This window comes from Streptomyces sp. SID14436 (assembly GCF_010548465.1).
Classification (GTDB): domain Bacteria; phylum Actinomycetota; class Actinomycetes; order Streptomycetales; family Streptomycetaceae; genus Streptomyces.
Map to the genome: position 1 here is coordinate 1 of NZ_JAAGMD010000466.1, position 12,823 is coordinate 12,823.

Consider the following 12,823-nt stretch of genomic DNA (forward strand, 5'->3'; position numbering starts at 1 on the left):
CCGCCGGCCTCCAGCGCCTGCGCCGGCCGGGCCGGGGCGTCGACGGCGCGTACCGCCCCCTCGCCCCGGGCGGCCTCGCCGGACCCGCCCGTCAGGTCCTCGAAGTCCGGCCGGGCCACCGGCAGGAACAGGGTGAAGGTGCTGCCCTGGTCGGGGACGCTGTCCACGCTCACCGCACCGCCCAGCAGATGCGCGATCTCGCGGGTGATGGACAGACCGAGTCCGGTGCCGCCGTACTTGCGGCTCGTGGTGCCGTCCGCCTGCTGGAACGCACCGAAGATGGTCTCCAGGTGCTGCTCCGGGATGCCGATCCCGGTGTCCCGCACCCGGAAGGCCACCACGGCACCGTGGCCCCGCACCCCGGCCGGCACCTCGTCGTCCGCCGCCGGTTCGATGCGCAGCTCCACACTGCCCCGCTCGGTGAACTTCACCGCGTTCGACAGCAGGTTGCGCAGCACCTGCCGCAGCCGCGAGTCGTCGGTGAGCAGGTCGGCGGGCGCGCCCGGCGCGGTCGTCACCGTGAAGTCCAGGCTCTTCTGCATCGTCATCGGCCGGAAGGTGGCCTCGACGTACTCGATGAGCCGGTTCAGCTCCACCCGCTCGGGGCTGATGTCCATCTTCCCGGCCTCGACCTTGGACAGGTCGAGGATGTCGTTGATCAGCTGCAGCAGGTCCGAGCCCGCGGAGTGGATGATCTGCGCGTACTCGACCTGCTTCGGCGTCAGGTTGCGCGAGGGGTTCTGCGCGAGCAACTGCGCCAGGATCAGCAGGCTGTTGAGCGGGGTGCGCAGCTCGTGGCTCATGTTGGCCAGGAACTCCGACTTGTACTTCGACGCCAGCGACAGCTGCTGCGCCCGGGTCTCCAGCTCCTGCCGGGCCTGCTCGATCTGGAGGTTCTTCGCCTCGATGTCCCGGTTCTGCGCCACCAGCAGCGACGCCTTCTCCTCCAACTCGGCGTTGGAACGCTGCAGTTCCTCCTGCTGCACCTGCAGCTCCGCGGACCGCTCCTGCAGCGCGCCGGTCAGCCGCTGCGACTCGGCGAGCAGTTCGTCGGTCCGGGCGTTGGCGACGATGGTGTTGACGTTGACGCCGACCGTCTCCATCAGCTGCGCCAGGAAGTCCTGGTGGATCTGGGTGAACGGGGTCACCGAGGCCAGCTCGATGACACCGAGGACCTGACCCTCCACCACGATGGGCAGCAGCACCAGCGCGGTCGGCACCACCCGGCCGAGGCCGGAGGAGATGGTGACGTAGTCCGGCGGCAGGTCCTCGACCACGATGGTGCGGCGGCTGCGCGCGGCCTGGCCGACGAGGGTGCGCCCGAAGGCGATCCGGGCGGGCCGGTCCAGGTCCTCGGGGTAGCCGTAGGAGCCCACGAGCCGCAGCTCCGGACCCTGGTCGCCGTCCTCGGCGAGGTAGAAGGCCCCGTACTGCGCCGACACCAGCGGCACCAGTTCGTCCATGATGAGCTCCGCGACCACGGGCAGGTCGCGGTGACCCTGCATCAGCCCGGAGATCCGCGCCAGGTTGGTCTTGAGCCAGTCCTGCTCCTGGTTGGCCCGGGTGGTCTCGCGCAGGGACTCCACCATCGAGTTGATGTTGTCCTTGAGCTCGGCGACCTCGCCGGACGCCTCCACGTCGACGGAGCGGGTCAGGTCGCCCTCGGCGACCGCGCTGGTGACCGCGGCGATCGCCCGGACCTGCCGGGTCAGGTTCCCGGCCAGCTCGTTGACGTTCTCCGTCAGGCGCTTCCAGGTCCCGGACACGCCCTCCACCTCGGCCTGCCCGCCGAGGCGGCCCTCGGTACCGACCTCGCGGGCCACGCGGGTGACCTCGTCGGCGAAGGCGGAGAGCTGGTCGACCATCGTGTTGATGGTCGTCTTCAGCTCCAGGATCTCCCCGCGCGCGTCGACGTCGATCTTCTTCGACAGGTCGCCCCGGGCCACCGCCGTGGTGACGAGCGCGATGTTGCGCACCTGGCCGGTGAGGTTGCTGGCCATGGAGTTGACGTTGTCGGTGAGGTCGCGCCAGGTGCCGGCGACGTTGGAGACGTGCGCCTGGCCGCCGAGCCGGCCCTCGGTGCCGACCTCGCGGGCCACGCGGGTGACCTCGTCGGCGAACGCCGAGAGCGTGTCGACCATCGTGTTGATGACCTCGGCCAGCGCCGCGACCTCGCCCGCCGCCTCGACGGTGATCCGCTGCGACAGGTCGCCCCGGGCCACGGCGGTGGCCACCTGGGCGATGGAGCGGACCTGGCCGGTCAGGTTGGACGCCATCACGTTGACGTTGTCGGTGAGGTCCTTCCAGGTGCCCGAGACCCCCCGCACCTGGGCCTGGCCGCCGAGGCGGCCCTCGGTGCCGACCTCGCGGGCGACGCGGGTGACCTCGTCGGCGAAGGCGGAGAGCTGGTCGACCATCGTGTTGATGGTGTTCTTCAGTTCCAGGATCTCGCCGCGCGCGTCCACGGTGATCTTCTGCGACAGGTCGCCCTGCGCCACGGCGGTCGCCACCAGCGCGATGTTGCGCACCTGGCCTGTCAGGTTGCCCGCCATGAAGTTCACCGAGTCGGTGAGGTCCCGCCAGGTGCCCTTGACGCCCTTGACGTCCGCCTGGCCGCCGAGGCGGCCCTCGGTGCCGACCTCGCGGGCGACGCGGGTGACCTCGTCGGCGAAGGCGGAGAGCTGGTCGACCATCGTGTTGATGGTGTTCTTCAGCTGCAGGATCTCGCCGCGCGCGTCCACGTCGATCTTCTGCGACAGGTCGCCCTGCGCGACCGCCGTGGCCACCTGCGCGATGTCGCGGACCTGGGTCGTCAGATTGCCCGCCATGGCGTTGACCGAGTCCGTCAGGTCCGCCCAGGTGCCCGAGACCCCCGGCACCTGCGCCTGGCCGCCCAGGGTGCCCTCGGTGCCGACCTCGCGCGCCACCCGGGTGACCTCGGAGGTGAACACCGACAGCTGGTCCACCATGCCGTTGAAGACCTTGGCGATGTCGCCCAGGAGGCCGTCGGCGTCGTCCGGCAGGCGGGTGCCGAAGTCCCCGTCCCGCACTGCCGTCAGCCCGGCCAGCAGCCTGAGCAGCTCCTGGTCTCCGGGCACCGCGTCGGTGCTCTCGGGACTGTTGCCGCTGGTCATGCGCACCCTCGTTCCGCTCCCCGGGAGTTCCCGCCGACGGGAACTCGACCACCCCTGCCGGGCCGCCGCGCGACCCGGCCGCCATCCCCGCGTTTACGCAGTTCACGGCTCCGCCAGATGAGAAAGACGCCGAAGGCTAACCCAGTCCGCGGGCGCTTACCAAAGCGCGGGCACCCGACCGGAATCGGCGGGGGTGAAGTGGCGCGAGCCGTGCATGGCCCGGACGATGAGGGGTAGTCGGACGAGTTTCCCGGCGGCCGCGGACGGCCCGCCCGACGCGCTGTCGAAGCATCCGGGTTTCCGGCGCCCGGCCCGGTGTATGCGCAGGCGGGTAGCCGGGTATCCGCTGCTGTGAGCCGAGCGGCCCGCACCCGCACCGACCGCGCGCCCCCCGCCGCCGGCTCCGCGTCATCGTCACGTACCGAAGGAAAGGCAGGGGACAGCGTGCCCATCGACAGCATCTGGTCCTACGCGTCGGACCTGGGTCCGGCCCGCGAAGAGGACCTGACCGGCTACACCGTCGTGGCGAGCGACGGCACCATCGGGCACGTGGACCGCCGCGCCGACCACCACGGCATGCGGCACCTCGTCGTGGACACCGGGGTCTGGGTGTTCGGCCGGAGCCTGCTCGTGCCGGTGGGCGTCGTCGAGGGCATCGACAGCGGGGAGCGGCGGATCACGCTCGCCTGCACCCGCGCCGAGGTGAAGGCGGCACCCCGCTTCCGCACCGACAGCGAGACCCAGGATCCCGTCTACCTGACGTCCGTGGGCGACTACTACCGCTCCCTGACCGGGGGACAGGGACCCACGTGCTGACCCGTCACCTCCACCGGCCGGAGCCGGTTCTCCCGGCGCCGGTCACCAGGGCAGGAAGACGTGGATGTCCTTGCCGCCGTCACCGGCGACGACACTGACCTGGTCGCACAGCGTGTGAATCAGGTGCCAGCCGATCCCGCCCCCGCCGTGACTGGGGTGGAAGGGCCGCGGGGCGGGCTCGGTGGCACTGGTGTCGTGCATCACCACGTGCACCCCGTCGAAGGTCCGGCGCAGCCGCAGCTCGAACGGCCCCGGCGCGTACTGCACCGCGTTGGCGGCCAGCTCCGTCACCACCAGGAGGATGTCGTCCCAGTGCTCCGGGGCCGACGGCGCGGACACCCGGGCCAGGTCGAAGAGGAACTCCTCCGCGACCAGGCGTGCGTCCGTCACATCGTGCAGCTCCCCCGGGAAGCTGGCGACGCGACTCGTGATCTCCTCGGCAGCCAGTGTCCTGTCCCAACGCGACTCGAATGCCATCTCGCCTTCCCGGCCCCGGCTTCGGCGGGGCTGTGGTCCTTTCCCTGCGTCTCGTCCCCGTGTGGTTGCTGCGGCTTCTCGGTCTGTGGGTTCCCGCGCCGACGGAGCCTACGCGCCCGCATGCCCGACAGCCGGCGGTGACAAACCCGTCACCGCCCCCGCCGGTCGCCCTGTCGGGGCCGGACATGCCCGGCACGAGGCAGGGGCGCCCGCCGACGGCTGTCGGCGGGCGCCCCTGGGTGAGTGAGGTCACGGTCCGCCCCGGTCAGCGGAAGACGTTGTCCGGGTCGTCCCAGCCGGGCGGCTCCTCCGCCGCGGCAGGACGCCCGGGACGGGACCGCGTCTGGTACATCGCGTCGATCTCCAGCGCGTGCCGGCGCACGATCTCGTCCCGGCGCAGCTTCATCGACGGCGTCAGCAACCCGTTCGCCACGTCGAACGGCTCCGGCAGCACCCGGAAGACCCGGATGGACTCCGACCGGGACACGGTGCTGTTGGCCGCCGCGACCGCCCGCCCGATCTCCTCGCGCAGCGCGTTGTCCTCCCGCGCCTGCCGGGTCGGCGCGTCCCCCTGCAGGGCCAGGGCGGCCCGCCAGTGGCTGAGGAACTCCGGATCGAGCGTGATCAGCGCACCGACACAGGGCCGGTTGTCGCCCACCACCACCGCCTGGTGGACCAGCGGGTGCATGCGCAGCCGCTGCTCCAGCGCCGCCGGCGCCACGCTCTTGCCGCTGCTGGTGATGATGATGTCCTTCTTGCGGCCGGTGATGGTGAGGTACCCCTCGGTGTCCAGCCGTCCGAGGTCCCCGGTCGCCAGCCAGCCGCCGCGCAGCGCCGCACGGGTCGCGGCCTCGTCGTTGACGTACCCCTGGAACACCGACGGGCCCCGCACCAGGATCTCCCCGTCCTCGGCCAGCCGGATCTCGCTGCCCGGCAGCGGCCGTCCGACCGTGCCGGACTTCTCCCGGCCGTAGGGCTGCATGGTCACGCCGCCACTGGTCTCGGTGAGGCCGTAGCCGTCGTGCACGTAGATGCCGATGCCCTCGTAGAACAGGGAGAGGTCGCGACTGAGCGGGGAGCCGCCGGAGGTGGCCCGGCACACCCGGCCGCCCAGGGCCGCCCGGAGCCGGCGGTAGACCGTGCGTTCGTACAGCGAGTGCTGGAGCCGCAGGTCCAGGCCCGGGCCCGGGCCGCGCCCCAGCCGCTGCCGCTCCGTGGCCCGGGCGAAGTCCCGCGCCGTGGTGGCGGCCCGCTCGAAGAGGGCACCCCGGCCGGCCTGCTGCGCGACCCGCAGGAAGTTCTTGTAGATCTTCTCCAGGAGCGAGGGCACCGCGTACAGGTAGGTCGGCCGGAAGGTGCGCAGCGCCGAGGACAGGGCGTCCGCGCCGAGGTCCGGCTCGTGTCCCATCAGCAGGCCCCCGCGCACGCACAGGCCCTGCACCATCAGCCCGTAGACGTGGGAGAACGGCAGGAAGGCGAGGACGGCGGCCTGCTCGCCGGGCGGTGCCGCCGTGTGGCCCCAGCCCGCCAGCAGGACGTCGCAGACCGAGGCCAGGCTCCGGTGGCTGAGCGCGCAGCCCAGGGCGTGGCCCGAGGTGCCGGAGGTGTAGGCGACCGCTGCCGTGGCGTCCGGCAGGACGATCCGGCGCATCGAGTCCACCGTCGCCTGCGGAATGAACTCCCCGCGCGCCGTCAACTGCTCCAGCGCGCCCGCGTCCAGCTGCCACACGTGCCGCAGTCGCGGAAGCGAGGCGCACACCGACCCGACGGTCATGACGCCCTGCTCGTCCTCCACGACCACGGCGACACAGTCGGCGTCCCGCAGGATCCACTCCACCTGGTCGCGGGAGGCGGTCGGGTAGATCGGCACGACCTCGGCGCCCACCGCCCACAGCGCGTAGCACAGGACGGTCCACTCGTAGCGCGTGCGCGCCATGATGGCCACCCGGTGGCCGGGGGAGAGCCCCGACGCTATGAGCCCCTTCGCGATGTCGACGACCTCGTCGCGGAACTCCACGGCGGTGACCTCCTCCCAGGTGGAGGAGGCCGGGTCGCGGCGGCGGGCGAGCATCGGCAGCGTGGGCGTGCGGGTGGCCGTCTCGAAGAGACTGTCGGCGAGGCCCCCGGTCAGGGGCGGGGTGGATGGGGGAGCCAGAGCGAGGTCGCGCATGCACTGCTCCTGACATGTACGCGGTGTGACTGGGCCGACGAGGACGGTCATCGGCGGTGCCTGAATCTAGCCCAGCCGGAGCCGCGCGGGGCCGGGTACGGCGGATTGTTCCCAGACCGATGATCTCGGCCCGACGGGGGACCCGTACGACATGAGCCACTTCAATCCCGATCCCGAACCGGACCGCACCACCGGCCTCGAACCGGGCGGCGGCGTACCCCCGGGCGAGACCCCGCCCGGGGAGAGCAGCATGCCCGAGGCGGGCCCGCTGGAGCGGCACAACCCCACCAAGGGCTGGAGCAAGGGGCCGCTGACCGTGATCATCGTCGTCGCGGTGCTGATCGCGGCGTTCTTCCTGGCCTACGCCCTCGTGCTGATCCTCTGACCGGCCGCCCGCGGCCCGCCCGGGCGCCTCATGTGGCCTGGGTGTGCCGCACGCACTGCGTGACGACGTCCCGCAGGCTGCCGGTGCGCTCCAGCAGGGCCCGCTGCACCTGGGCCCCGTTGCCCTCGCGGAGCAGCCGGGCGCAGCCCTCGCGCGCCCGCTGAAGGTCACCGTGGTCGGCCAGCGCGTCGGCCGCGTGGTCCAGCAGTGCCTTCACCACCGCCTCGGCGGGCGTGCGGCGCGTGGTCACCGGGTGCAGCAGCTCACCGGACAGGCCCGACCGCGCCGACTGCCAGGCCGACAGGCGCAGCAGGCTCACCCCCGGGTCGAGCGGTTCCCGCCCCTCGCGCCACTCGCGGGCCGCGGTCTCCACCAGGCCGCGGGCGAGCGTGGCGATCAGCGCCGCGGTCCGCGCGTGCAGGCAGACGTCCGAGACCCGGAGCTCCACCGTCGGGTAGCGCTCGGAGAGCCGGGCGTCGAAGTAGACCATGCCCTCGTCGAGGATCACCCCGGTGGCCACCATGTCGGACACCAGCCGGTGGTACCGCTCGGGCGAGCCGAAGGTCCCGGTCGGTCCGGCCGACGGCCAGCGCTGCCAGACGCGGCTGCGGTAGCTGCTGTACCCGGAGTCGTTGCCCTGCCAGAACGGCGAGTTGGCGCTGAGCGCGGTCAGGACCGGCAGCCAGGGCCGCAGCCGGTCGAGGACCGCCACGCCCTCCTCGTCGGACTCCACCGAGACGTGCACGTGGCAGCCCATGACGAGCTGCTCCCGGGTGGCGATCCCGAACTGCTCCTCCATCCACCGGTAGCGCCGGCCGACCCCGATGGAGGGGCTGACCGGCAGCGGGGAGGTGGCCAGGGCCGCCACCGTGCAGCCGATCTGCTCGGCGTGCCGGGCGGCCTCCTCGCGGCACCGGGCGATCTCGGTGTGCAGGCGGTCCATGGAGGACTGCGGATGCGTGGCGAACTCCAGCATCTGCTCGTGCAGTTCGCGTTCGAAGACGTCGTCCGCGTCGTCCCGGGCGGCCCGGGCGAGCACGGCCGTGGACAGGGCCCGTGGCTCGCCGGACTCCGGATCGACCAGGAGGAGTTCCTCCTCCACTCCCACCGTGCGCACGTGTGGCCGCCTTCCCGTGAACTGCCGCGTCGACGCCGGGGTGCCCCCGGCCGTACGACCCCTGATGCCCCGCTCAGGGCATCGGACACCTCGCGGCGGCGCGGCTTCTCACGGAAGGGACGGAGCCAGCCACACGGTGGCCAGCGGCGGCAGGGTGAGCCGGAGGCGGCCGTCCTCCGGCTTGACCGGGTCCGGATTGCCGACGTCGCTGCCGCCGTACCGGGCGGCGTCCGTGTTGAGGACCTCCTGCCAGGCGACCACGTCGTCGCCGGCCTGAAGCGCGTAGTCGTGCCGGACCACGGGGGAGAAGTTCGTCACCGCGAGCAGCGGCCGGCCGCCGGCGTCGTACCGCAGGAACGCGAAGACGTTGTCGTCGGCGGCGTCCACCGCCACCCACCGGAACCCGGCCGGGTCGGTGTCGCGCTGCCACAGCGCCGGCGTGGCGCGGTAGCGGGAGTTGAGGTCACGGACCAGGTCCTGGACCCCGCGGTGGTCGCCCGCGGAGTGGTAGTCCTCGTCGAGCAGCCACCACTCGGGGCCGTGCTCCTCCGACCACTCCGCACCCTGGGCGAACTCCTGCCCCATGAAGAGCAGTTGCTTGCCCGGGTGGGCCCACATGAAGGCCAGGTAGGCCCGCACGTTCGCCCGCCGCTGCCACCAGTCGCCGGGCATCTTCGACACCAGCGCCTGCTTGCCGTGCACCACCTCGTCGTGGGAGATCGGCAGCACGTAGTTCTCGCTGTAGGCGTACACCATCGAGAACGTCATCTCGTGGTGGTGGTACTTGCGGTGCACCGGCTCGTGGGAGACGTACTCCAGCGAGTCGTGCATCCAGCCCATGTTCCACTTCAGTCCGAAGCCGAGGCCGCCGGTGTCGGTGGGCCGGGTCACGCCGCCCCAGGCGGTCGACTCCTCGGCGATGGTCACCACCCCGGGGCAGCGCCGGTAGACCGTCGCGTTCATCTCCTGGAGGAACGCCATGGCCGCCAGGTCCTCCCGGCCGCCGTGGGCGTTGGGCTCCCACTGGCCGTCCTCGCGGGAGTAGTCCAGGTAGAGCATGGAGGCGACCGCGTCGACCCGCAGCCCGTCGATGTGGAACTCCTGGCACCAGTACACGGCGTTCGCCACCAGGAAGTTGCGCACCTCGGTGCGCGCGAAGTCGAAGATGTAGGTGCCCCAGTCCGGGTGGTCCGCGCGCCGGGAGTCCCCGGGCTCGTACAGCGGCTCCCCGTCGAACCGGGCCAGCGCCCAGTCGTCCTTCGGGAAGTGCGCCGGCACCCAGTCCATGATCACGCCGATGCCGGCCCGGTGCAGCGCGTCGACCAGGTACTTGAAGTCGTCGGGCGTGCCCAGCCGTGCCGTCGGCGCGTAGAAGCCGGTGACCTGGTAGCCCCAGGACGGGCCGAACGGGTGCTCGGCGACCGGCATCAGCTCGACGTGGGTGAAGCCCATGTCCTTGACGTAGCGGGGCAGCTCGACGGCCAGCTCGCGGTAGGACAGGCCGGGCCGCCAGGACGGCAGGTGCACCTCGTACACCGAGAACGGCGCCTCGTGCACGGGCGTCGCGGCCCGGCCGCGCATCCACTCCTCGTCGGTCCACTCGTAGTGCGAGGCCGTCACGACCGACGCCGTGTTCGGCGGCTCCTCCGCCAGCCGCGCCATCGGGTCCGCCTTCAGGAAGCGGTGCCCGTGCCGCGAGTGGATCTCGAACTTGTACCGCGTGCCCTCACCGACGCCCGGCAGGAACAGCTCCCACACCCCGGTCGAGCCGAGCGAACGCATCGGGAAGGCGGTGCCGTCCCAGTGCGTGAAGTCGGCCGCGAGGCGCACCCCCTGGGCGTTGGGCGCCCACACGGTGAACCGGGTGCCGGTCACGCCCTGGTGCGTCATCGGGTGGGCGCCGAGCGCCGTCCACAGCTCCTCGTGCCGGCCCTCGCCGATCAGGTGCAGGTCGAACTCGAGCAGGGCGGGCAGGAACCGGTACGGGTCGTGCGTCTCCACGGGCGGACCGTCCCCGTAGGCCACGGCCAGCGTGTAGACGGGCACGGAGTCCAGCGGCAGCACACCGGAGAACAGGCCGTCGCCCTCCGACACGAGCGGGGTGCGGTCGCCGTCGACGACCACCTCCACCGTGCGGGCGAACGGCCGCAGCACGCGGAAGGCGATCCCGCCCGGGACCGGATGCGCGCCGAGCAGCGCGTGCGGGTCGTGGTGCGCGCCCGCCAGCAGGCGGCCCCGGTCGGCGGGGTCCAGGGGCGGCGCGGTCCCGCCCGCCACCGGGGCGGACGGGGCGGGCCCCGCGGATTCGGGCAGTGGGGTGTCACGCAGGGCCACGGCTCAGTCTCCTCTCACGGCGAGGCGCTCGATCGCCGCCATCGGTACGGGCAGCCAGTCGGGTCGGTGCCGGGCCTCGTACAGCACCTCGTACACGGCACGGTCGGTCTCGTAGGCGCGGAGCAGACCGTGCTTCTTGCGGGGGTCCCAGCCGGCCCGCGCGGCGTAGCCCGCGCAGTAGGCCTCGCGGCAGCGCCGCGCCCACTCCGGGCGCCAGGGGCGTCGCTGGCGGGCGGCGTAGTCGAAGGAGCGCAGCATCCCGGCGATGTCCCGGACGGGGGAGTGGGCGCTGCGCCGTTCGGAGAGCGGCCGGGACGGCTCGCCCTCGAAGTCGATGACGAACCACTCGCGCCCGGCCCGCAGGACCTGCCCGAGGTGCAGGTCGCCGTGGATGCGCTGGGCGGGCGGCCCGGAGTCGCAGGTGGTGAGCGCGGCGAACGCGGCCCGCAGTCCCGGCACGAACGGCTGGAGCGCCGGTACGGAGTGCGCCGCCGAGGTCAGCCGCTCGGTCATGGCCGCCGCCGTGCGCCCGTTCTCCCCGGGCCCGCCGAGCGGGAAGGCCGAGGCCAGGGCCAGGTGCACGTCGGCGGTGGCACGGCCGAGCGCGTAGGCCTGGGCGGTGAAGTCGTCGCCCGCGGACAGCGCGGACAGCGCCAGGGTCCAGCCGTCGGACGCGTCGCGCAGATACGGCTGGAGCACGCCCAGCGTCGCCTTGAAGGGGTGGGTGGTGCGGAACCAGGCGACCGGCGCGGGCACCCGGTGGCAGCCCTGGCGGGACAGCGCGCCGGGCACCTCCAGGTCCGGATTGACGCCGGGCTGGATCCGGCGGAAGACCTTCAGGATGTACTCGTCGCCGTACACCAGCGAGGAGTTGGACTGCTCGGCGTCCAGCAGCCGCGGCACCAGCCCCGCGGGCAGCGGCTGGGAGGGGTCGCACTCGAAGTGCAGCGGGCCGGCCGTCCCGGGGTTGCGCAGCCGCTCCAGGAGCAGCTGGGCGGACCGCGGGTCGTGGAGGGCGTCGTAGACCGTCCGGCCGGCCAGCGGCCCGTCCTGCACACAGCCGATGAGGGCCCGGCCCAGCCGCGGCGAGGGCCGCTCGCGCACGCCCAGCAGGAGCTGGTAGCAGTCACCGGCCGGGGGCGTGTGCCCTGGCGTGGGCACACCGCCGTGCCCGGCGTGGATCAGCACGTGCAGGCAGTCCGGGAACAGCTCCGTCATCGACAGCACGTGCAGGTCGGAGACGGGGCGGTCCTTGCCGGCGAACCAGCGCTGGCCGGGCAGCCAGTCGCGCAGCAGCCCGGCGAGCGACTCCATGGGCTCGGCGGGGGCGCTGCGGGGGCGCAGGAATGCGGTCTTCGTCATGGTGACGCCTCCTGACGTCGGCGCACGCTCACAGGCGTCGGCCGATGCGGGATGCGACTCGGGTGAGCCGGAACCAGTAGAAGCCGTGTCCCCCGAGGGTCAGCAGATACGGCAGTTCCCCGATGGCGGGGAAGCGCACCCCGCCGAACAGCTCGACGGGGTGGCGCCCGGCGAACTCGCGGAGGTCGAGCTCGGTCGGCTGGGAGAAGCGGGAGAAGTTGTTGACGCACAGGACGAGGTCGTCCTCGTACTCGCGCAGGAAGGCGAGGACGGCGGGGTTGGAGGAGGGCAGTTCGGTGTAGGTGCCGAGTCCGAAGGCGGGGTTCTGCTTGCGGATCTCGATCATCCGGCGGGTCCAGTGCAGCAGGCTGGAGGGGGAGGCCATGGAGGCTTCGACGTTGGTGACCTGGTAGCCGTAGACCGGGTCCATGATGGTGGGCAGGAAGAGGCGGCCGGGGTCGGAGGAGGAGAAGCCGGCGTTGCGGTCCGGGGTCCACTGCATGGGGGTGCGTACGGCGTCGCGGTCGCCGAGCCAGATGTTGTCGCCCATGCCGATCTCGTCGCCGTAGTACATGACGGGGGAGCCGGGCAGGGACAGCAGCAGCGCGGTGAACAGTTCGATCTGGTTGCGGTCGTTGTCCAGCAGCGGGGCGAGGCGGCGGCGGATGCCGATGTTGGCGCGCATGCGGGGGTCCTTGGCGTATTCCGCCCACATGTAGTCGCGTTCCTCGTCGGTGACCATCTCCAGGGTCAGCTCGTCGTGGTTGCGCAGGAAGATGCCCCACTGGCAGCCGGAGGGGATGGCGGGGGTCTTGGCGAGGATCTCCGAGACCGGGTAGCGGGACTCGCGGCGGACGGCCATGAAGATGCGGGGCATGACGGGGAAGTGGAAGGCCATGTGGCACTCGTCGCCGCCGACGGCGTAGTCGCCGAAGTAGTCGACCACGTCCTCGGGCCACTGGTTCGCCTCGGCCAGCAGCACCGTGTCCGGATATTGCGCGTCGATCTCCTTGCGCACCCGCTTCAGG

9 protein-coding genes are annotated in these 12,823 nt (G+C 72.3%); 2 read left to right on the forward strand and 7 right to left on the reverse strand.

Annotated features, from left to right (window positions below; translation table 11 throughout):
• Window positions 1-3,134 (reverse strand): HAMP domain-containing protein (locus tag G3I53_RS16065; RefSeq protein ID WP_239063924.1); only part of this gene is annotated, 3,134 nt, incomplete at its 3' end.
• Window positions 3,135-3,578: 444 nt separating this feature from the next.
• On the opposite strand from G3I53_RS16065, the gene G3I53_RS16070 reads away from it, so the two are divergent.
• Complete coding sequence (locus G3I53_RS16070; protein ID WP_031101775.1) at window positions 3,579-3,950, forward strand: PRC-barrel domain-containing protein; 372 nt, start codon at window positions 3,579-3,581, stop codon at window positions 3,948-3,950.
• 42 nt (window positions 3,951-3,992) lie between these two features.
• Here G3I53_RS16070 and G3I53_RS16075 read toward each other — a convergent pair whose 3' ends face one another.
• Both G3I53_RS16075 and G3I53_RS16080 read right to left on the reverse strand, forming a co-directional pair.
• A complete protein-coding gene (locus G3I53_RS16075; protein ID WP_164334338.1) occupies window positions 3,993-4,427 on the reverse strand; it encodes an ATP-binding protein in 435 nt (144 codons plus the stop codon).
• A 265-nt stretch (window positions 4,428-4,692) separates the two neighbouring features.
• Entirely contained in the window at window positions 4,693-6,597 is a 1,905-nt protein-coding gene (locus G3I53_RS16080) for an AMP-dependent synthetase/ligase (RefSeq protein WP_164334339.1), read from the reverse strand.
• A gap of 151 nt (window positions 6,598-6,748) precedes the next feature.
• Here G3I53_RS16080 and G3I53_RS16085 point away from each other — a divergent pair, with 151 nt between their 5' ends.
• On the forward strand, window positions 6,749-6,982 hold the full coding sequence (locus G3I53_RS16085) for a DUF6480 family protein (protein ID WP_031101777.1): 234 nt from the start codon (window positions 6,749-6,751) through the stop codon (window positions 6,980-6,982).
• 28 nt (window positions 6,983-7,010) lie between these two features.
• Here G3I53_RS16085 and G3I53_RS16090 read toward each other — a convergent pair whose 3' ends face one another.
• The 4 genes from G3I53_RS16090 to G3I53_RS16105 form a co-directional block, all read right to left on the reverse strand.
• Window positions 7,011-8,099 carry a glutamate--cysteine ligase gene (locus G3I53_RS16090; protein WP_031101778.1) on the reverse strand — a complete coding sequence of 363 codons (1,089 nt, stop codon included), beginning with the start codon at window positions 8,097-8,099 and terminating at the stop codon, window positions 7,011-7,013.
• 108 nt (window positions 8,100-8,207) lie between these two features.
• Window positions 8,208-10,433 (reverse strand): 1,4-alpha-glucan branching protein GlgB, encoded by a 2,226-nt coding sequence (glgB, locus tag G3I53_RS16095; RefSeq protein ID WP_164438475.1) that lies wholly within the window; start codon window positions 10,431-10,433, stop codon window positions 8,208-8,210.
• Window positions 10,434-10,436: 3 nt separating this feature from the next.
• Window positions 10,437-11,795: a maltokinase gene (locus G3I53_RS16100; RefSeq protein ID WP_164334791.1), complete on the reverse strand. Its 1,359-nt coding sequence runs from the start codon at window positions 11,793-11,795 to the stop codon at window positions 10,437-10,439.
• A gap of 28 nt (window positions 11,796-11,823) precedes the next feature.
• Window positions 11,824-12,823, reverse strand: a 1,000-nt coding sequence (locus G3I53_RS16105; protein WP_203617157.1) for an alpha-glucosidase C-terminal domain-containing protein, incomplete at its 5' end; no start/stop codon positions are given.

What these genes read in the sequence shown, in the direction of transcription:
- G3I53_RS16075 (WP_164334338.1), bottom strand. Translation starts at nt 4,427, where the DNA reads ATGGCATTCGAGTCGCGTTGGGACAGGACACTGGCTGCCGAGGAGATC.
- G3I53_RS16080 (WP_164334339.1), bottom strand. Translation starts at nt 6,597, where the DNA reads ATGCGCGACCTCGCTCTGGCTCCCCCATCCACCCCGCCCCTGACCGGG.
- G3I53_RS16085 (WP_031101777.1), top strand. Translation starts at nt 6,749, where the DNA reads ATGAGCCACTTCAATCCCGATCCCGAACCGGACCGCACCACCGGCCTC.
- G3I53_RS16100 (WP_164334791.1), bottom strand. Translation starts at nt 11,795, where the DNA reads ATGACGAAGACCGCATTCCTGCGCCCCCGCAGCGCCCCCGCCGAGCCC.